At 49.4% G+C, this 21,047-nt stretch carries 18 protein-coding genes; 5 read left to right on the top strand and 13 right to left on the bottom strand.

What is annotated here, in order from left to right:
* Window positions 1–166: 166 nt before the first annotated feature.
* Complete coding sequence (ppc, locus tag ACSSVF_RS08090; protein WP_492402694.1) at window positions 167–2,956, bottom strand: phosphoenolpyruvate carboxylase; 2,790 nt, start codon at window positions 2,954–2,956, stop codon at window positions 167–169.
* Window positions 2,957–3,215: 259 nt separating this feature from the next.
* On the opposite strand from ppc, the gene ACSSVF_RS08085 reads away from it, so the two are divergent.
* Window positions 3,216–3,425, top strand: coding sequence for a hypothetical protein (locus ACSSVF_RS08085; protein ID WP_492402692.1), 210 nt, complete (start codon window positions 3,216–3,218; stop codon window positions 3,423–3,425).
* Window positions 3,426–3,447: 22 nt separating this feature from the next.
* Here the strand turns inward: ACSSVF_RS08085 and ACSSVF_RS08080 are convergent, their stop codons facing one another.
* The 9 genes from ACSSVF_RS08080 to rsmD all read right to left on the bottom strand — a co-directional run bounded on the left by ACSSVF_RS08080 (window position 3,448) and on the right by rsmD (window position 12,192).
* Window positions 3,448–3,708: a hypothetical protein gene (locus tag ACSSVF_RS08080; protein WP_492402691.1), complete on the bottom strand. Its 261-nt coding sequence runs from the start codon at window positions 3,706–3,708 to the stop codon at window positions 3,448–3,450.
* 12 nt (window positions 3,709–3,720) lie between these two features.
* Window positions 3,721–4,143 (bottom strand): VOC family protein, encoded by a 423-nt coding sequence (locus ACSSVF_RS08075; protein WP_492402689.1) that lies wholly within the window; start codon window positions 4,141–4,143, stop codon window positions 3,721–3,723.
* A 285-nt stretch (window positions 4,144–4,428) separates the two neighbouring features.
* The gene (locus tag ACSSVF_RS08070) at window positions 4,429–5,454 is read right to left on the bottom strand and encodes a hypothetical protein (protein ID WP_492402687.1); all 1,026 of its coding nucleotides are present in this window, start codon (window positions 5,452–5,454) and stop codon (window positions 4,429–4,431) included.
* Between the two features lie 66 nt (window positions 5,455–5,520).
* Entirely contained in the window at window positions 5,521–9,021 is a 3,501-nt protein-coding gene (locus ACSSVF_RS08065) for a TonB-dependent receptor (RefSeq protein ID WP_492402685.1), read from the bottom strand.
* Window positions 9,022–9,148: 127 nt separating this feature from the next.
* Entirely contained in the window at window positions 9,149–10,150 is a 1,002-nt protein-coding gene (locus ACSSVF_RS08060; RefSeq protein WP_492402683.1) for a FecR family protein, read from the bottom strand.
* 2 nt (window positions 10,151–10,152) lie between these two features.
* Window positions 10,153–10,677, bottom strand: a complete 525-nt coding sequence (locus ACSSVF_RS08055) for an RNA polymerase sigma factor (RefSeq protein WP_492402681.1) — start codon at window positions 10,675–10,677, stop codon at window positions 10,153–10,155.
* A 196-nt stretch (window positions 10,678–10,873) separates the two neighbouring features.
* Entirely contained in the window at window positions 10,874–11,122 is a 249-nt protein-coding gene (locus ACSSVF_RS08050) for a YfhL family 4Fe-4S dicluster ferredoxin (RefSeq protein WP_492402679.1), read from the bottom strand.
* Window positions 11,123–11,608, bottom strand: coding sequence for a pantetheine-phosphate adenylyltransferase (coaD, locus tag ACSSVF_RS08045; RefSeq protein WP_492402678.1), 486 nt, complete (start codon window positions 11,606–11,608; stop codon window positions 11,123–11,125).
* 29 nt (window positions 11,609–11,637) lie between these two features.
* Window positions 11,638–12,192, bottom strand: coding sequence for a 16S rRNA (guanine(966)-N(2))-methyltransferase RsmD (gene rsmD / locus ACSSVF_RS08040; RefSeq protein ID WP_492402676.1), 555 nt, complete (start codon window positions 12,190–12,192; stop codon window positions 11,638–11,640).
* Window positions 12,193–12,324: 132 nt separating this feature from the next.
* Here rsmD and ACSSVF_RS08035 point away from each other — a divergent pair, with 132 nt between their 5' ends.
* Window positions 12,325–12,531, top strand: a complete 207-nt coding sequence (locus ACSSVF_RS08035) for a PLDc N-terminal domain-containing protein (protein WP_492402674.1) — start codon at window positions 12,325–12,327, stop codon at window positions 12,529–12,531.
* Between the two features lie 66 nt (window positions 12,532–12,597).
* Here ACSSVF_RS08035 and ACSSVF_RS08030 read toward each other — a convergent pair whose 3' ends face one another.
* Together ACSSVF_RS08030 and ACSSVF_RS08025 are read right to left on the bottom strand one after the other, a co-directional pair.
* On the bottom strand, window positions 12,598–13,908 hold the full coding sequence (locus tag ACSSVF_RS08030) for a M16 family metallopeptidase (RefSeq protein WP_492402673.1): 1,311 nt from the start codon (window positions 13,906–13,908) through the stop codon (window positions 12,598–12,600).
* Between the two features lie 64 nt (window positions 13,909–13,972).
* The gene (locus ACSSVF_RS08025; protein WP_492402671.1) at window positions 13,973–15,364 is read right to left on the bottom strand and encodes a M16 family metallopeptidase; all 1,392 of its coding nucleotides are present in this window, start codon (window positions 15,362–15,364) and stop codon (window positions 13,973–13,975) included.
* Between the two features lie 201 nt (window positions 15,365–15,565).
* Here ACSSVF_RS08025 and ftsY point away from each other — a divergent pair, with 201 nt between their 5' ends.
* Genes ftsY through ftsX form a run of 3 tightly spaced genes read left to right on the top strand, consistent with a single transcriptional unit; the run spans window position 15,566 to window position 18,160 of the window.
* Window positions 15,566–16,549 carry a signal recognition particle-docking protein FtsY gene (gene ftsY / locus ACSSVF_RS08020; RefSeq protein ID WP_492402670.1) on the top strand — a complete coding sequence of 328 codons (984 nt, stop codon included), beginning with the start codon at window positions 15,566–15,568 and terminating at the stop codon, window positions 16,547–16,549.
* Window positions 16,550–16,595: 46 nt separating this feature from the next.
* Window positions 16,596–17,273: a cell division ATP-binding protein FtsE gene (ftsE, locus tag ACSSVF_RS08015; protein WP_492402668.1), complete on the top strand. Its 678-nt coding sequence runs from the start codon at window positions 16,596–16,598 to the stop codon at window positions 17,271–17,273.
* Window positions 17,270–18,160 carry a permease-like cell division protein FtsX gene (gene ftsX / locus ACSSVF_RS08010; RefSeq protein WP_492402666.1) on the top strand — a complete coding sequence of 297 codons (891 nt, stop codon included), beginning with the start codon at window positions 17,270–17,272 and terminating at the stop codon, window positions 18,158–18,160. Before ftsE ends, ftsX begins: the two co-directional genes overlap by 4 nt.
* A 1,238-nt stretch (window positions 18,161–19,398) precedes the next feature.
* On the opposite strand, the gene ACSSVF_RS08005 is transcribed toward ftsX, so the two are convergent.
* Entirely contained in the window at window positions 19,399–21,045 is a 1,647-nt protein-coding gene (locus tag ACSSVF_RS08005; protein WP_492402664.1) for an electron transfer flavoprotein-ubiquinone oxidoreductase, read from the bottom strand.
* Window positions 21,046–21,047: the final 2 nt, after the last annotated feature.

Raw genomic sequence — 21,047 nt, 5'->3', positions numbered from 1 at the left:
CACAGCCATATCTCGCAGCCTAGCATATACAACGAGTGATATACATATGTTAACAAAGGTTAATTTAACATCTTTTTTGTAGATTGCCTGTTCCCGATCATGCTATGCGCAAGCAAGTATGGCAATCAAAGTTGCCTTAATCAGAACGGGTTAAATCAGGACAGTGTTAACCGGTATTTCTTAACCCGGCTGCTATGCCATTGATTGTCAGCGGAATTGCCAATTTGAGTTTTTCATCGGTCTCGCCATTACGGTAGCGCTGAATCATCTCGACTTGCAGGTGATTGAGCGGGTCGAGATAAGGCAGGCGTTCGCGGATGGATTTCGCCAGCACCGGCTGGCTGGCAAGCCGTTGCGTGCTACCCAATAGCAGGTTGACGACTTCAGTGGTCAACTGGTGCTCCTGCTCAATGCGGCTGAAAATCTCTTCGCGCAAACTGCGGTCTGGCAGCAGATGTGCATAATGCCTGGCTACAATCAGGTCGGTTTTGGCTAGCACCATATCGACGTTATTGATCAGTGTCTTGAAGATAGGCCAGCCGACCAGCATTTCCCTGAGCAAGGCCAAACGTGTCTCCTTCACGCTACCCGGTTGATGCAAGTATTGATGAATGGCGCTGCCCAGCCCATACCAGCCCGGTAGCAGCAAACGACACTGCCCCCACGAAAATCCCCAGGGGATGGCGCGTAAATCTTCAATACGCCGGGTGGATTTTCGTGAAGCGGGGCGGCTGCCCAGGTTTAATCCGGCAATTTCTTCGATGGGCGTCGTGTTAAAAAAGTATTCGGCAAAGCCGGGGGTTTCATACACCAGGCTGCGATAGCTGGTCATGGCGGTGGCCGAAAGCGTTTCCATCACGCTTTCAAAAGTACGGCGTTTGGCCGGTTCCAGCTGATCAGAGGGGAATAAGGTCGCATCCAGTGTCGCCGCGATCAGAGTTTCCAGGTGCTGTCGCCCGACGACCGGGTCGGCGTATTTATTGGCGATGATTTCACCTTGCTCGGTGAGCCGGATCTGGCCGTCCACCGTGCCTTGCGGTTGTGCCATGATGGCCTGGTACGTCGGGCCTCCACCCCGCCCTACCGTGCCGCCACGGCCATGGAACAAGCGCAACTTCACCTTGGCTTGCTTGAACAATTCCACCAGCGAGATTTCGGCTTTGTATAACTCCCAGTTTGAAGTGAGGAAACCGCCATCTTTATTACTATCGGAATAGCCGAGCATGACTTCCTGCTCACTGCCCTGATTACGGATGACATGGCGTATGCCCAGCAGACTCAACCATTTACCCATGATCATGGGCGCATCGCGCAGGTCGGCGATGGTTTCAAACAGGGGCACGATATTTAAATCGACCTGGATATTGGCTGAACCCCAGACGCCGCGCAGCAACCCGGCTTCGCGTTGCAGCAAGGCGACTTCCAGTAAGTCCGACAGCGTTTCGGTATGCGAGATAATATATTGGCGCACGGCATGGCAGCCAAAGCGCTCACGCATCTCACGCACCGCTTCCAGCACACCGATTTCTTTGTGCACCAGCTCGGAGTATTGCTGGAAAGGTGAGAACAACAAACGCGGCTGTTTGAGTTCTTCCAGCAAAATGCCTATTTTTTCGTCTTCATTAAACTCAGCATAATCAAACTCATAGCCGGCTTTTTGCAATAGCTCGCTGATCACGGCTTCATGCACATCTGAAGATTGACGGATATCCACCGTCGCCAGATGGAAGCCAAAAGACTCAATCGCCTTCATCAGCTTGCCCAGGCGCGGATAAATCAGCGCTTCGCCGTGATGCTTGCACAAGGAATCGGCGATGGCCTGCAAAGGCTGCAACAAAGCTTCCGGGCCGTCATAGGGCAAAGCATCGATATCGTCGTCTATGGTCCAGCCACAGCCGCTTAAAAGGCTTGCAGCAGTCGCCAGCAAACGGTCATGCACACCATTCAGGGCCAAGCGGTAAGGTTCATCCATGCGATGCGCAGATTGATCGCGCGAGGCTTTGGCAAGCGCTATCACGGCTTCATCTACGTTTATCAGCCGCGTGGAGACGCCCAACTCGCGTTTTAGCTCAGCCAGCTCACCCAGGTAAAAGCGGAATACCGTCACCGCCTGCAAGCGCACCGCTTCGCGCAAGGTGGTGCCATCCACAAACGGGTTGCCGTCCCGATCACCGCCTATCCAGCTGCCCATGCGCAAAAAGGCGGGCAACTGGTAATCGCTGCCAGCAGGCATCAATGGCACCAGGTCACGCTCCAGGTCTTGCAACAACTCGGGGATCACATGCAGAAAAGTGCTGTCGTAATAAGTCAGCGCATTTTCAATTTCGTTGACCACAGTCAGTTTGGAAAAACGCAGCATACGCGTTTGCCACAATGCGGAAACAGCGCCTTGCAGTAACAGGCTGTTACGTGCCAGCTGCCGCTCTGCAAATACATGTGCCCGCTCAGCCAGCAGTTCGACTATGCTACGCTCAATATCCAGAACGCTTTTACGTTGCACTTCGGTGGGATGCGCCGTTAACACCGGCGAAACCAGCGCATCATCAAAAAATTGCTGGATGACTTCTGCCGACACGCCTTCTTCACGCAACTGAGCCAGTGAATAAGCAAGCATCCCGGCGACCGGCGCAGACTCATGGCTATTAGCCAGTTGCTGGCCATACAGATCCTCGGCCAGATTGACCAGATGCTTGTAATAACTCAGGGCGCGCACCACACACACGGTTTGCGCAGGCGTCAGCGCTGCCAGCAATTTCTCTAGCTGCAATGAAGCATTCTGGTCATGTGTCTGGTGAAATTTAGTGGCGGCCTCGCGGATTGCAGCGATCTGATCAAACGCCACCTGCCCTTCCACTTCCTGAATCGCCTGGTCCAGCAAACTGCCCAGCAATTGAATATTGTCAGACAACCGCGTCTCTGCCGAAACCATGGCACTGGCCACAAGTTTTTTTATCATGGTGTCTTCTCCCCTAGCTCAGTGATACACTAGCAACAAGCAGGCCACCTTTATATTTGTATTTTTTATATATAAATCATAAACTTGCAAAACTCGCGATATAGAGAAATCATGCATTCAACATAAAAATGCACCGATTTGGCCCGATTGAAATCAGGCAAGATGTCAGACGTGAAAAGTCATCATGCATCTAAAATGCAAATAAGGTGTCACACCAAGATATGACGCGCGATGCTCAGATAATGTGGGTGGTAAACAGATGGATGAAAATCGATTAATACAGCAGGTGTTACAAACTTGGCAATCCATAGGCACACATGGCCTATGGCATCAGGATGCTTTTTTAGTATTTATGAGCATGATTGCAGTGGTGATGCTGTTTTTTACCGGCACAGTGATAGGCTTGTTTTTACAATCGTTGTGGGGCATTTTTGTCACCAACCATCAGGCCACTGAGGTAGAGAGTTAACGCCAGATTGGGCTGAGAGACCTTAACCAATGCTGGAAACAAGTAACTGCCTAATTGCTTCCAGCTCCCGCGGGACATCAGCAGCATAATCCTCATACTGATGGCCGCCGGTTTTGCCATACCAGTATTTGCTGTTCCACACATCTCCCTCCACCTTATGCAGCACCGCATGTATCCAGTTAGCCGTATGGTCATTGTAATCCTGCGCGATGTTGTGCGCCGCATCCCAGTCACCCGCCTGTGCCAGCGTCACGGCTTCCAGCAAATGCGCCTGGTTAGACATGCTTTTGAAAACCTACCAGGAACCGGTGTTTTTCATTGAAACCCAAGGCTCTGCAGGTGGCAAAGGCTTATCTGCTTGAAGTAATTCAATGGAGATATTATCCGGTGACCTGATAAACGCCATATACCCATCGCGTGGTGGGCGCAGAATCGTCACGCCATGTTCAGCCAGTCGAGCACAGGTTGCGTAAATATCTTCCACCTCATAAGCGATATGCCCAAAATTCCTCCCGCCCGTATATTCCTCAGGGTCCCAGTTATGGGTCAACTCAACTTCAGCTTCTGGGTTGCCCGGCGCGGCCAGATAAATCAAGGTGAATCGCCCTTGATCGTTTTTCATTTCCTTGGTGACCTCTAAACCTAATGCATCTCGGAAAAACTTTAAAGATGCTTCAACATCGCTAATGCGTACCATGGTATGCAAGTACTTCATCATTTACCCCAACTTAATTATTATGAAGTTTTATCATACCATTTTTTGGATGAGTCAATTTTGAGCTGTAGTGCGCACTTGATATCATCACTAGAACATTTAACTTACCTAAAAATGAAGCGACCATTGTTAGGTAAGTAGCATTAAAAAATCCCTATGCCTCACTGAATAAAATTGACCATCACAGATGCTAAAAGATAACAACTATCAGCCTTGATAGCTTCTAGTGAATAAACCTATTATTTAGATAGATCGTTTTAACTTATACCAGATTTACATTGGAGCTAATTAAGGCACCGTTGCACCAGGTGGTGCATATCCAGGCATAATAACTTCATGAAAAGTCGAATCTTTTTGCCCTGTCTGGCGCAGTCTCAGCGCACCAGATTTTCTCCAACCCGCGTTGCTTCCAGATGGCGCAACTGTATTTATAATCGATATACTGTCGTTATTACATGGAAATTCTATATATGTCATAGAAGACACTGGATCAGTGATACTACCATCGGTGTAAATTGCATGCAGTGTGAAATCAACCCAATTGCTATTCACTTGTGCATCCTGTAAGGCTGGATTCCCTCCAGTTGTAGCTATACTAGATCCACTTATTGGAGAGTTAATGCCGTTTATGCTTAAAGTGGAAGATCCGTTAATAGTCGGAAGATCTAAATATCCTATACCATTACTTTGCTTCTCAGCCTTAAAACCCGCATATTTATAAGCACGATGTTGTACAGAAGTAAACGTTCTACCTGCTCGGTATACAGGATAAATTGCCGGAGTGGTAGGTAGGGAAAAGTAACCTACATTAACCACACCAGAACTAGAAAAACCTCCTCTTGCGATATCATTTAATTCAAAATACTGAGAGCCATTGTAATAAGCATTTGTAGTTAAATACACAGAGGTTCCTAAAATGCACATTGCAGGCGTGGTGCTAGTCTTACGCCAAATTCGCTCATTGACAGAACCAATCGCTGTAACTCCATCTGCTGCATAAATATTCTGGGTATTCGACGTCACTTGTATCCCATACCCTGGCAAAGGTGCTGTTGAGTAATTAGCCATACCACTAATTTGACACGAGCCTGCAGCCCCGCCATAAGGTAAATCAATCCCAAAATTGGTTCTGGATTGTAACGGTGAAACGGGAGGGCCGATTAATGGTGGTTCCACTCTTCCATCGTTATAAAGATTAATATAGGCCGATCCTATTGGCAAAGAAGATAGTGCACAAAATGCTCCAGCAGCAAAACTTAGAGTTGATTGGATACTAAGTATAAGAGTTACGATAAATTTAAGATTACGATGCATTTCTTACTCCCCTTTTTTTAGAATACTCATTACTTACAAACAAGAACTTAACTTCTGATAAAAACATTAATCTGGAACAAAATGCCAGTTCAAACTAAACCAGACTCCACGAGGCGCACCCGGTGCAATAAAGTTAGTGCTAAGCCAGTCATTAGAGTTATGGTTATATCCATCTGGGCCAACTGCACCATTGATGCCTGGTGAAAAAGGGTTGCGACCAAGCCTACCTGCGGTAAAGTATTCTCGATCAAAAATGTTGTTAACCAAAATAGTTGCTGTCCACTCTTTATTAAACTTATAACCAGTTTGAAAGTTGTAGACGGCGAAGCCTGGAACCGTTCCTGGGTTGTTTTTTGGACGCAATAACGCATTACCCACAGCTCCCATGCCTCGATCTTGAATTACACCTGGTTTATGTTCATTATTTTCATTACCGCGTACATAACTATCAGAATGCGCTACCGCCGATAAACCTACAGTCCAATTATCTGTTACTTCATAATTCACACTGGCATTGAGGTTATGCAAAGAAACTCCAGGAATGCGACTGCCTGGCTTAACATCTATAGCAGGGCCATAGCCGTCATTCTTATCTGTCGAACTGCTATTATCTGGGTTAATCATTCGAAAACTATCTTCGAATGTTGCATCTGTCAGCGCATAGTTCAAATTAAACTTCCATTTATCTTTTTGACCAGATAGTCCCATTTCAAGCCCTCGACGTCTCGTATCACCAATAGTATTAAAGAAACCCCGACCGTTCCCAACAGCTACAAAATAGATGTCATCACGGAGATCCGTTTGATATACGCCAAAATTCCAACGTATATTTTCTCCCCAGTTACCGCGCAAACCTAGGTCATAACTTGTCGAACGAATCTGCGGTAAAAAGGGATCACCAGATAAAGTTGTTGGTAATGTACAAGACCGATTTTCAGCAAGACTTCTGGGTGTAAAAACTGGCGTATCGGTGATTCCATCGCCATCAGTGTCTTTATCGCCCGTACGTATTGGAGTATTGTCAAATGCACAACCTAACTCGATGACACTAGGCACTCGTGTACCTTGAGCCACGTTTGCAAAAATATTTACCTGTTCATTAGCCTGCCATGTAATACCAAGAGAAGGATTGAATGAGTAAAAGCTAAACTTCTCTGTTTCTGCAGGATCAAGAGCATTGAATAGACTAATTTGTCGATAATACGGAACTGGAGGACTATTACTGCAATCGCCATCGCATACGGCGACTTTATCGGGATAACCAATCAAGTCAGTAATTTCATAAGAACTGTAACCATATCTAGCAGCTATTTTATTCTTCGTAAACGTTTGGTTATAACGCCCAGAGGTAGTTATGTGCAAAGTGTCAATCGGAGTCCATGTATCACTAAAATAGATACTTTGAGTTGTATTAGTCCCACTAAAGTTATTATTCGGAATTGCCTGATATGCTCCAATAAATTGTGGATGAGCTTGAGCGGGATCTAAGTATGCATTCCTGTTAGCATCAAAAAACCCCAGTTGTGTGTAATTACTGTAATCAGCACTTGCGCTATCAATAGAAGCGCCAATCATAAACTTGTGATGCTCTAGATTCCAATTAAACTGAATTGAAACCCCGTCAACAATCTGGTTAATCTTGTTGTCATTGATGATTGCTGTCGGCGTACCTTGTACTACACCGGACGTATTTCCGTTAGCCCCATCAATAGACTGTATTGGATAGGCCGCATCAGCTGCTCTTGCAGCAGCACATTGGTCGTTGTTGGTTGGCGCTAATAACACCACATTAAATCTAAATAGCTTGTCCACGCCTCCAACATTTACGTATTTGTAAAAATAAACGTCGTCTAAATTTGGGTAATAAACAGTATCACCTGAGCCCAGTGGTTGAAAGTCGCCTATTAAACTGCTTCCTATGTGATAACTTGTTAATGGATTACCATTTGTATCGATAATCTGATTATTGGTATTATCAATAAAAGCCGCCCCAGAATATTGCGGAGTGGACTGATTCTGGTTATATAAGATGCGTTCTTCTTTGTTTTTCCAAAAATCAAGAGTATCGCGCAAAGCTTTTGCCATGTCGTCAGGGATGCCCGTGTTCTTAAGATTCGCAAATAAAACTGGATCTACAGTATATAGGCCTGTGTTTCCGACATTATCTGAGAGGTTGGTGTAAAAATCGGTTGTAGTAATATCGGTAGATCCATTTGTAGGATCAGCTTCAGATGGAATTACGTACATATCAGGAATGCCTTTTTGGGAGCCTGTGCTTGATAACATGCACGCAAACTGCTCACCTGCTGCCGGAGTCCGTTTCCCAATAAAATTATCACCCCACTCACGAACGATGTCTGAACCAATTTGATGTCGTTTACTATTTCTACGATAAATCTGTCCAGTTACTGTGAATTGCTCATCTACAAAATAACTACCAGATAGCTGAAATTGCGCCAGTTGATTTTTTGTTTTGTCCGGTGCAGTGAAAACACTATTACGATCTTGCTCATACATATTTGAAGGTAGCATTCCGTTACCTACCAAATCAGTTTGAACCAATAACGTACTAAAATTCAGATCTACTTTCTCTCCGCGAATACTGGCTTTAGTAAATAACTGATTTACTTTACTAGGTGAGTTTTGGCGCCAACCATCTTCAAGAAAGAAGTTTCCTGCTGCAAATAACCCAACCGTCCCGTTATTCCAGCCACCTTCTACCTGGAGTTGCTTGCGACCGTATGAGCCGGTAAGAATATCTGCATCTATTCCTGCATTATTAAAACCATCCTTGGTTTTCATGGAGAAGGCCCCCCCCAAGGTATTTAATCCAAAAATGGGGTTGGATCCTGGAAACACATCTACTCCAGCCAAGGCGTTCATGGGTATCATGTCCCAATTAACAACATCTCCGAATGGCTCATTCACGCGAATGCCATCCAAAAAGACACTCAAACCTTGAGGTGTTCCGATCTGGGGACCCGCAGTGAAACCTCGATATTGCACATCCATTTGAAATGGATTACCTTGATAATCATTAACTGTCACCGATTGCAATTTTTGATTCATCAAATCGGTAATACTCAAGGAATGCGCCTCTTTGATTTCCTTTGCAGAAATACTTTGTACGTTACCGGGGATTTCTTCTTTGGTCAGCCCAAGCCCTGGTAGCGGTCCTATTTCATAAAAACGCTTGGCGCGGACTTCAATGCCCTCAAGCTCTAGGCTTTTAGAACTCCGTTCAGGCTCAGGTTTAATAACAGCAGAGTCACCCGTGATAGTGAGTAGCAAGCCACTGCCTTGTAATACTTTTTTCAAGGCATCTTGCGGGGACAGCAAGCCCTTAATCGCAGGTGCCGTTTTATTTTTAGTGAGCTCGCTATCGTACGAGATGCTTAAGCCGGTCTGATTGGCTAGCTGCCGGATGGACTGGCTTAACGGTTGGGAAGGCAAATTGAACTGCTGCGGAAAGCCGGTGCCGTCAGCTGTTGCAGGTACTTTGGTGTTGAGTTCGGCGGCATGCAGATGATGCAAACCAGCCTGGTCAACTCCCAATATTGATAACACGGCCCCTGCTATCAGGCTTCGTGTTTGTTTGAACTTACTCGCCATTGCCCATCCCTGAATTTCATCTTATTACCGCAATGATGTTTTGAGAGGGCAAAGTTATGATGTCTATTTTTAAATTCTTTAATTATTTAGATGAAGCGCCTTTAATAATGGTGGCCTTGGCTGTTTGCACAATACGCACCGGGGCCATTTCAGGCATTTGATTAATAAAGGTATCAATCGAATCGGCTTTTAGCATTGAGGTGATATGCACTTTCGCAGAGATAGGCTGTTCAGCGATTAACGGCAATTTGCGATATCTGGAGAGCGTTTCGGCGATTTCATCCATATCGGCTTCTTCAAAAATCACCATGCCTTTTTCGAAGGCAAAGGCATCAACGGCCTGATGTTTGGTGTGCACTGGCACTGTGCCTTCGGTTTTCACTTCGGCCACTTCACCATCGTGCAATATCAATGAGTGCGGGTTGATGGTGTTGTCAGCATCATGCTGTTCGACTTTGACGGTGCCGTGATCCACGCTGACGCGCACCAGTTTCTTCAGCCGGTTAACCGCAAAACGAGTACCTAGTACCGTAATCTGCGCTTTGCCGCTATTGATAATAAACGGTCGCTGCTCATCGCGCGCGACTTCAAAAATGGCTTCACCTTGTTTGAGCTTTACCAGGCGTCGATCACGGTAATAAGTGATTTCAATCTCGGTACCGGTGTTCATGGTCAGCAAGGTGCCATCATCCAGGCGTTGCGATTTCACTGCGCCGACTTCGGCCTGGGCAACCATTTGCAAGGTGGGTTGGGCATGCCAGGTTTGCAGGCTGAGTAATCCGCCAAGGCCGATCACTGCCGCAGCCATCGCCCCTGCCACGTATTTTTTGATGCGTTGTGCGCGCTCTGCCTTTTGGAAGAAAGTATTTTGCTCGGCGATGCCCGCCAGCCTTTCAAGCTCAGGGGTAGAGTCAAAAGATTCCCATACCTTGGACACATCCGCATAGGCTTGCTGGTGCGCCTGGCTTGCCATCAGCCATTGCTCAAACTTGCCACGGATGGCGTCATCCGCTTCGGCATCCCTGATGCGAATAAACCAGGCAATCGCCGATTCGCGCAATTTATCGGTATGGGTGGCGGGCATGATTAGCAGATCTGGTCCTGCAGTTTTGTTAAATCCAGCATGGCGCGGGTGATATGGCGTGACACCATATTCACGGTGATAGACAGTTTTTCAGCAATGTCTTTAAGCGGCATTTGCTCTACGCGATATAACCAGAAGGCTTCACGGCACTTCGGCGGCAGCCGATTGATCACTCTTTGCAAGGCCTCTAGCCGTTGCTTGATAGAAGTAAGTTCCTCCGGCGAAGGCGCTACCCTGGTCGGGTCATTGATAAACTCCGGCAGGCTGAATTCTTCACTGGATGAAAATGTAATGACCCTTTTGCTGACTCTGCGATCTTCATTTGCCAGGTTTTGCGCGATGACTCGCAGGTAGGCATGTGGTTTCTCGAGGTTGATGGCGGTCGGCGAGATGGCAAATTTCAACAATGCATCGTGCAAGATATCGTAGGCCTTATGACGGCAGCGAATGTCGTTATAGATGGCAGGCAGCAGTTCACTATAGGCCCACCTTAAATTAATGCCATGCCATTCGATCGAGGAATTCATTGCAGATGCTTTTCAAAAAATACTTTGCAAGAATCAAGCAAAGGCTATTCCCGGCATCCAGGCTCAATCAACTGATTGATTCTGATAGTGTTTATTAAATATTTTTATATTCAATGGAAATAAAATTGGTTGTTTATAGCCATGATGGCTATATTTAACCATTTATACTAATGTACTTGATCTGTGAGGCGCTGGTTTAGATTTGGGTGATACGCAAGTATTTGTTCATTAACTGTTCTTGAGTCTCCACTCGGTCCGGGTCCAGCGGAATGCAGCTGATCGGGCACACTTGCTGGCACTGTGGTTTGTCAAAATGGCCTACGCATTCGGTGCACAGATCCGGATTGATTTCATAGATCTCTTCGCCTTGAAAAATGGCCTCGTTCGGGCACACCGGCTCGCAAACATCGCAATTTATGCATTCATCGGTAATAAACAGGGACATTTATACAATCAGTTTTTGCTTGATAGCGGTTTCAACGCCGGGTGACACGAACTGGTTTACATCGCCACCCAGGCGAGCCACTTCGCGCACCAGGCTGGAAGAGATAAACATGTATTCTTCGGCCGGTGTCATAAACAGGGTTTCCAGTTTTGGGTACAGTTTGCGGTTCATGCCTGCTAACTGGAATTCGTACTCGAAATCGCTGGCTGCGCGTAATCCGCGAATCACCATCTGCGCACCTTGCGACTGGACGAATTGCATCAACAGGCCATCAAAACCAACCACTTTGATGTTTTCACCGGCAAATACCGATTGCGCCAGTGTCACACGCTCTTGCAGGCTAAACAGGGTTTGTTTGCTGGTGCTGCCCGCCACTGCGACAATGACCTGGTCAAACAGATGCGCGGCACGGCGCACGATATCTTCGTGCCCCATGGTGATCGGGTCAAACGTGCCCGGATAGACTGCAATTCTGGTTTTATTCATTCCTGATATCCCGAAATCTGTACGCACATTCAAGGCTGCGTGGCTGGCGTGTTGACTGGTTGCAACAGGTGGTAGAACACTTGCCCTGCTTTGCCAGACTTGATCACTTGCCAGTCCGAATCGGATTTTAACGCATATTCGGCTTCTACATACAGCCAGCCTGCTTCTGACAAATGTCCTGCCAGCAGTGGCAACAACTTATCCAGCCATTGTTTGTGGTAGGGTGGATCACAGAAAATGACGTCATAGCGTTGTGTGTTTTGGGCCAGGAACTTCAGCGCATCGGCCTGGCGGATATCGGCTTTTGTAGCTTGCAGCAATGCCTGATTTTGCAACAAAGCCTGGAACGGGCCTTTGCCGAGCTCCAGCATGGTGACCTGGCTGGCATTGCGTGACAGCGCTTCAAACCCCAGCGCACCGGTGCCTGCAAACAGGTCCAGGCAGGTTTTGCCGGTTAACTCCTGCCCCAGCCAGTTGAACACGGTTTGCCGCACACGGTCCGGCGTGGGACGCAAGCCATCGGCATCCGGGAATTTGAGTACCCGGCTACGCCAGACACCGGCATTAAGACGCACTTGATTCATAAAGATGGTTCAATTGATACACAAGGACAAAGCGTTATTATAAAGGTGTTCGCCCCTGTGGCGACATTTGCATTGGCTTGCTGAAAAACAGTTCGTGCTATCATCCATCAAAATAAATAAAGGAAATCACACATGGAATTTTTATTTGGCTTTGGCCTGTTAGGCAGCCTGATCGGATTGGCGCTGACCGTGTTCTGGCTATGGATGCTGGTGGATTGCCTGGCTGACCAGAAGGACGATAAACTGGTCTGGTTCCTGGTGATCTTCTTTTTGAACCTGCTGGGTGCGGTGCTTTATTACTTTCTGGCGCGCAAAAAACGTAAGGGTGCTGTGCTGTAAACGTATCTTTGCCTAACGTCACACAATCAAAAGCCGACAATCGTCGGCTTTTATATTTTGACCAGCTTATTCAGCCCCTACGATCACGGTGGCAAAACTTTCGGGATGGATGCGGCGTTTAAATGCGTCATTCACCTGCTGCACGGTCACTTGCGCCACGTGATCGTTAAAACTGTCCAGGTAGTCCAGCGGCAGTTTGTAGAAGCCGATGATATTCAGGTATTCCAGTATTTTGCTGTTGCTGTCTATGCGTAACGGGAAACCACCGATCAGGTTATCTTTCGCCGCCTTTAGCTCAGGCTCGGTCACGCCTTTTTGCACAAACTGTTGTACGGTTTCATTCACCAGCTTCAGTGCATCTTCAGCCTGCTCCTTTTTAGTTTGCAAGCCGATCTGGAAAGGCCCAAGTTCGGCCATGGGCAAGAAATAACTATACACGCTGTAGGCCAACCCGCGTTTCTCACGCACTTCCTCAGTCAGGCGTGAGACAAAACCACCGCCGCCCAGAATATAGTTACCGACATATAAGGGGAAGAAATCTAGATCGCCACGTTTGTTACCTGGCTGACCGAGCAAAATGTGCGCTTGCAAGGCAGGGTGAGGCAGCTTTTTAACGCTGGCTGCTTTTAAGGCGGGCACTGGTGCTACTGGCGCAACAGCCGGGCCTTGCGGCAAGCCTGTGCTCAAGCGTTCGGCGATCTGTTTGGCCTGGGCCAGGGTTAAATCCCCCATCAAGGCAATCACGGCTGATTTGGCTGTGTAATGCGTTTGGTAGAACTGGGACAAATGCGCCACGGTTAAGGATTGCACGGTATCGATTTCACCACTTTGGTCCAGGCTGTAAGCATGCATGCCATACACCGAGTGCATAAATGCTTTTTGCGCAATGCTGTCGGGTTCGGTTTCGGCTTCCTGTAAACCAGCGACAATGCGCGCTTGCTCGCGTTTTAGCACCGCCTCGGGGAAATCAGGCTTATGCAATACAAAGCTGAACGCTTCCAGTGCGCTGACCTGTTCGCTGGTCAAAGTGCGCAGCTTGAATCCGGCACGGTCAGCATCGAAATTACCACCCAGCACGGCACCGATATCGGCAAAACGGTTGGTCAGTGTTTCTTCATCCAGCCCGCCTGCCACCAATGCCATCAGGTGATGCGTCACACCTGCAACGCCTGAGGTTTCCGGTGTGTCGTGTGCGCTGCCTGCGGGGAAATTCACGCTCACATCCATCATAGGCAAAGCATGGTTTTCAACAAAGTAGACCTCACTGCCCTGGCTGGTGGTCCAATGCTGGATATTTAACCCGGCCAGGGCATGGATGGCATGGCTTTGCAGCAGCAATGCCAACAAGGTGATTTTCAACACATTCAAAGCGTTCATTCTGTTCCCTACGTCACTGGTGAAACGAAATAACCTGTGGTTATTTACAATTATTTGGTTCAAGTTAATGCTGATGCGGGCGACCGGCCGGTTTGGCGTTAGCGTCCATCGGTTGCGGGTCCAGCGTCACCAGGGTTAACTGGTCTGGGACCAGGTATTTCTTAGCCACCGCCTGCACTTGTTCTGAAGTCACCGCCTCTACCCGCGCAGCATTTTTTTCCAGCAGGCTCAATGGATAACCCATGGTTTCCAGTTGCCCGATCTGCATGGCCTGGTAAAACATGGAGTCGCGCTTATACACATCGGCCGCAATCACGGCCGCTTTCACTCTATGTAATTCAGCAGCGGTCACACCCTTGTTTTTCACTTCATCTACCACTTCCCAGATGGCTTTTTGCAAGGCATCCAGCGCCACGCCCTCACTGGGCGAAGCAGCGATTTCAAATACTGAGGACTGGCCTCGGTTAGTGCCGTCATAACCGCTATCAATATCCAGTGCAATCTCCTGCTCACGCACCAGTTTCTGGTTAAGTCGCGAAGAGCCATTGCCACTTAGCACACTGGATAACACCTCCAGCGCATAAGGTTCCCAATCTTGCTCGCTGTAACCGGCGCCATTTTTCATGGCCGGAGCCTGAAAACCCATCACAAAAGAAGGCAATTTAGCGGGCGCTTTGACAATCGCGCGTCGCTCGCCCAGTTGTGCAGGTTCTACCTGCGGTTTGCGCGCAGGGAGCGGTTTGGTTGCCAGTTTGCCAAACGTCTCTTCCGCCAGTTTGAACACCTCTTGTGCCTTTACATCGCCGACCACCACCACTGTCACATTATTGGGGGTGTACCAGGTGTTGTACCACTCACGGGCATCGGCGGCGGTCATATTATCCAGGTCATTCATAAACCCGACTACCGGGCGGCCATAAGGATGGGCGCGATAGACTGAAGAATCAAACTGTTCATTGACGCGGGATTGTGGCTTGTCTTCCGTGCGCCAGCGGCGCTCCTCTTTCACCACTTCGATTTCTTTGGCAAATTCGGCATCGGTGATCTGCAAATTGGCCATGCGGTCCGCTTCCAGCTTGAACGACAATGGCAGTTTTGATTTTTCCAATTGCTGGAAATAACAGGTGTAATCTTTACTGGTAAAGGCATTTTCCTTGCCGCCTGCGGCTGCTACCTGGCGTGAAAACTGCCCGGCAGGGACACTTTTGGTGCCTTTGAACATCATGTGTTCCAGCACATGCGCTACACCGGTTTTGCCATTCACTTCATCCAGCGATCCGGCGCGATACCACACCTGCGAGACGACAACGGGCGCACGGTGATCTTCCTGCACAATGACCTTCAGGCCATTTTTCAGGGTGGTCTGCACAATATCGGCGGCCTGCGTGGTACAGACACTGAGCAACGCAGCCAATAACACGAGTGGCCGGCTGCGATAAGGAAAACTTTTTTTCATGATGGAATCACTATAAGAGACAGGTTGTATGAAGCAGTGGGTGTGACTGATGCCGTAGCGACTTAGTTCGCATGAGTTGCCTGATAGAACCTGGGTTCTAAAATACATCCTGGGGCTTTTGATACACATCGCAAAGCCATGGTCGTGGCGGTAAATGTCGATTCGGCTTAAAATAGGCATATTACCGAGTTTTAAGCTGCCATGTTCAATCCATTTGCCAAAAAAACCGAGTCTTCATCCCCTGCCCCCGAAGAAACCACCAGCCTGAGCTGGACCCAACGCCTGAAAAACGGCCTGGCGAAAACCCGCCAGCAACTGGGTGGGCAACTCAGCGCGCTGTTTGGTGGCGGCAAGATCGACGAAGACATCTACGAAGAACTGGAAACCATCCTGCTGACCTCGGATGTGGGCGTTAGTGCCACCCAGCACCTGCTCGAGCAACTACGTGCCCGCGTGAAAAGGCAGGATCTGCAGGACACGATTGCGTTGAAACAGGCGCTGAAAGAAACCTTGTCTGACCTGCTCTCACCCTTGCAAGCACCGCTGGATGTCAGCGGCCACCAGCCTTACGTGATGATGATGGTAGGCGTGAATGGCGCAGGCAAAACCACCACCATAGGCAAGCTGGCAAAATACCTGCAAGGGCAAGGGCACAGCGTATTGATTGCCGCCGGTGATACTTTCCGCGCCGCCGCGCGCGAACAATTGCAGGTCTGGGGGGAACGCAACGATGTGCAGGTGATTGCCTCAGAAAGTGGCGACCCCGCCGCAGTGATTTATGATGCAGTCAATTCTGCGATTGCCAGGAAAATCGATGTGGTGATTGCAGATACGGCTGGCCGCCTGCCCACACAGTTGCACCTGATGGATGAAATCAAAAAGGTGCAACGCGTGATTGACAAGGCATTGCCAGGCGCGCCGCATGAGATCCTGCTGGTGCTGGATGCCAACACCGGCCAGAATGCCGTCAACCAGCTCAAGGCTTTCAACGACGCCCTGGGGGTGACGGGCCTGGCCTTAACCAAGCTGGATGGCACCGCCAAAGGGGGCGTGATCGCCGCCATTGCGCATTTGAGCGGGCAATCCAAGCACGCGATCCCGGTCCGTTTTATCGGCGTGGGTGAAAGTATTGATGACTTGCGCCCGTTTGATGCCAATGACTTTATCGATGCCCTGATTGATTAGCCATGACCCTCTTTAACTTTAGACTGTTAAACCAGATTATTAAACCATGATCGCATTTAATAATGTCAGCATGCGCTACCCGAACAGCGCGCACCTGTTCCGCCAGGTCAGTTTCAATATTGAAAAAGGCGACTTTGTGCTGATCACCGGCCAGTCAGGCGCCGGCAAAAGCACCCTGCTAAAACTGATGGCGGGCATAGAAGCGCCATCCGGTGGCCATATCCTGATTAATGAGCAGGACATCAGCAAGCTGCATCAAAACGCCATTCCTTACCTGCGCCGCCGTTTTGGCCTTGTGTTCCAGGATCACAAGTTGCTGTACGACCGCAACAGCTTTGAGAATGTCGCCCTGCCGCTCAGCATCCAGGGCATCACCGGCGACGAAGCCGCACGTCGCGTGCGCGCAGCTTTGGATAAAGTCGGGTTACTCAACAAAGAAAAAGCCATGCCTATCACCCTGTCAGGTGGTGAACAACAGCGACTGGCCATCGCACGCGCCGTGGTCAGCCGCCCCTCGATTGTAATTGCCGATGAACCTACCGGTGGCCTGGACAGGGTCGCTTCACTGGAGATCATGCAACTGCTCAAAGCATTTAACGATGTAGGCGTCACCGTCGTCATCGCTATGCATGATGTGGCGCAGGTCAGCACCATCGCCTACAGAACCTTGCATATAGACCAGCAAACAATTACGGCAATGCCATCCCAGGTGGGCATGTTATGAAAAACTGGCTGAACCAACACACCCTTGCCATGCAACTGGTCTTGCAGCGGCTGAAAGCGCATTGGCTCAACACACTGACCATTTGGCTGGTAATAGGCATCACCGTGACGCTACCAGGCCTGCTATTCGTTGGCGTAGACAACCTGCAGGATGCCTCGCGCTCGATCAAGCAAGACGCGCAAATGAGCGCCTTCCTCAAGCCTGCGCTCAACGGCAACGTCATCCAGCGCCTGATCAATGACGTGCAAGCCTTACCGCAAGTCAAAGAAGTACGCTACGTACCCAAGGAAGAAGCCATCAAACAGCTGGGGCAACAGTTCCTGCAAAAAGACCTGCTGGCCGATTTACCGCAGAACCCGCTGCCTGATGCGCTGTTCATCACCCTGGCAGACACACAGTCAAACACAGCAAAACCGGTGCAGGAAATGCTGCAAGCGCGTGACGAAGTCGAAGAACTGGTGATCGACAGCGTCTGGATCGAACGCCTGAACTCCATGCTGGTACTGGGTAAACGCATCGCCCTCATTTTCGCCTGCCTGCTGGGCATTGCCATGGTCACGGTCATCAGCAACACCGTGCGCATGCAGGTGCTGACGCATGAGCCAGAAATCGAAGTCAGCCGCTTGATCGGCGCCACACATAGCTTTATCCGTCGCCCGTTTTTATATATGGGCAGTGTTTACGGATTAGGTGGGGGCCTGATTGCGGTCGGCTTGCTGTTTGCCATTGTGTGGAACCTCAAGCAACCGGTACAACTGCTGGCTAACAATTACCAGAGCAATTTCCAGCTGGTGTTTCACCTGGTGAATATTGGTGGGTTGATTTTATTGGCTTCGACGTTGATAGGTTGGATAGCGGCGTTTATTGCGTTGACGCAGAAGCGCTGAAAGGCCTCGCTCTTCTTCACCCGCGAAAGTAGATGCGTGCGTCATTCTGGCGAAGGTGTTTCTCAGAGCGTGCTCTGAGCCTGCGTAACGGTTGGCTTATGCAGAAGCCAACGCGCCCTGCAAGGGAGAATCCAGGCAAGGCCCATACTTAATCTGGTTCCAATAGAGAGCGTAATTAATACGCTTGCTGTGAAGTTCTAATTGGTATTTCTTTGGATGGTTCTGTGCTCTATTTCACCATTTTCTTTCGCCTCTAGGCGAGTGACTTTTCTTTGCTTGCCCAAAGAATAAGTCACCAAAAGAAAAGGCACCCTAGCTTCCGCTTGTTTCCTCCGTTGCTCGCCAAAATAAGCGGTCACGAAACTCAACCTGGTAGCTCACACAAAACGTGAGCTACTGCGGGATTCAAACAGTCGCTCCCTTCGCCCTTATTTTGTCTGCGCTACTTGGCGCGTCAGATAGGGGCCCGGTTTAAACCACCACGATGAGATGTTGGTTAAACGTATAGCATCTAGGGCGCGAAGAGGCTTTTTAAAAGATCTAAAGCAAATGGCCAACAAACTATTTTGTTGGTCATCTTATCCGTTTGCTTTGTTTTATTTCAGTGTGTCGGCGGGATGCAATGTGATGAATTTAAGTATCAGTAACCGCGTGGTGGTTTTAAATGGGCCCCTATCTGACGCGCCGAATAGCGCAATCAGCGTGGGAGTTGTCGGCCAGCGGCTGTTCGAGTTCCGCAACAAGCCACGAAGTGTGTGGCTTGTCAGGGCGAGTTTCGTTGGACGCCCACGTTGATGAGCAACGCAGGAAACAAGCGGAAGCTAGGGTGCCCTTTCTTTTGGTGACTTATTCTTTGGGCAAGCAAAGAAAAGTCACTCGCCTAGGGGCGAAATAGAGTGCCGAATCAACCAAAGAAATACCGATTAGAGCCTACAACAAGTGCGACACTTGCGCTTTATTGCAGCTAAGCTAATCATGAACATTGCCTGGATTCTCCCTTGCAGGGCGCACTGGCTTCTGCATAAGCCAGTCGTTCCGCAGGCAAAGAGCATGCTCTTTGAAACACCTGCTACACCCTCCGCCAGAATGACGGCCTAATCAACAAACATAAGCCACCCCTCTTGTAGGCGCACCACATGCACTGCGCCCCTCACCCTACGCCATGAGACTGATGGTCATTGCCTTTCCTGCATACCGTGCGGACTACCGCTTAAACAGCCATTACGCGTGCGACCAAATCACTGCGCAACATAATTAGGCCCACTCCCACCCTCCGGTGGTACCCAATTAATATTCTGCGTTGGATCCTTGATATCGCATGTTTTGCAATGAATGCAATTCTGCGCATTGATCTGTAGCACTTGCTCACCAGACTGCTCAATAAACTCATAAACACCCGCCGGGCAATAGCGCTGTTCGGGCCCGGCATAGCGCGGCAGGTTGACCCGCTCGGGGATGTCCTGCACCGTCAGTTTCAAATGGCATGGCTGCTGATCATCGTGGCCGATATTGCACAGGCTGACTGAACTGAGCTTATCAAACGTCAGCACGCCATCAGGTTTGGCATATTCAGGCTGGCGACTTTTATCTGCTTCATCCAGGGTGGAGTGATCGGCAATCGTATGCTTCAAGGTCCAGGGTAAGGTGATCCCAAAGCCGGACAACCACATTTCCGCACCACCCAGCATGGTGCCGACCCAGGTGCCCCAGCGGGATAAATATGGCTTCACGTTGCGCACAGCCGTTAAATCCTGCCAGATCCAGGATGCACGCAATGTTTGCGGGTAACTGGCCAATATTTCCGGAGCGCCTTGCTGAATGGCGTCAAACACCGACTCTGCGGCCAGCATGCCTGATTTCATGGCATAGTGGCTGCCCTTGATTTTGGGCACATTGACCAGGCCAGCGCTGCAACCCAGCAATGCGCCACCGGGGAAAGCCAGTTCCGGCAAAGACTGTATGCCACCTTCTGAAATAGCACGCGCGCCATAGCTAATGCGCTGTCCGCCTTCCAGCAGTGCTTTCAGTTTCGGGTGGGTTTTATAGGTCTGGAAAATATCAAACAATGACAAATAAGGATTACTGTAATCCAGGTGCACCACATAGCCGACCGATACCAGGTTGTCGCCGTGGTGGTAAATAAAGCCACCGCCACCGGTGTTGGCATCCAGCGGCCAGCCCAGGGTATGTTCAATCAGGCCTTTTTGATGCAGATCCGGTTTGACGCGCCAGATTTCCTTGAATCCAAGGCCATACTTGGCCGGGCTGGAGGCAGCGCGTAAACCATAACGCGCTTCCAGTTGCTTGGTCAGTGAGCCGCGCGTGCCTTCTGCCACCAGGGTATATTTGGCGCGGATTTCAATTCCAGGGGTGTAATTAGCGGTGGGGTTGCCTTGTTTATCCAGGCCCATATCCCCAGTGATGACGCCTATCATGCGGCCAGTTTCGTCATAACTTGGCGTTTGTGCAGAAAAACCGGTATAGATTTCGACACCCAGCGCTTCAGCTTGCGTCGCCAGCCAGCGGCACACTTCACCCAGACTGACGATGTAATTGCCATGGTTGCGCATCAGCGGCGGCAATGTCCATTCCGGCAACGCCCAGGCTTTTTCCTCGCCCAGTACGACAAAGGTATCTTTATCCACCGGCGTATTCAGCGGTGCGCCCAGTGATTGCCAGTCAGGCAGTAATTCCTGCAATGCCCTGGGGTCAAGTACCGCGCCCGAGAAAATATGGCTGCCGACTTCGGCGCCTTTTTCGAGTACACAAACACCTAGTTCCTGCCCTTTTTCTTGAGCCAATTGCTTGAGACGGATGGCGGCCGATAAACCGGCAGGGCCAGCGCCGACAATCAGCACATCATATTCCATTACATCTCTTTCCATAC

This window comes from Methylophilus sp. E2MeOHC9 (genome assembly GCF_058744375.1).
Note: the sequence above shows the minus strand (reverse complement) of the source record. Positions and strands in the feature narration are given on the sequence as shown.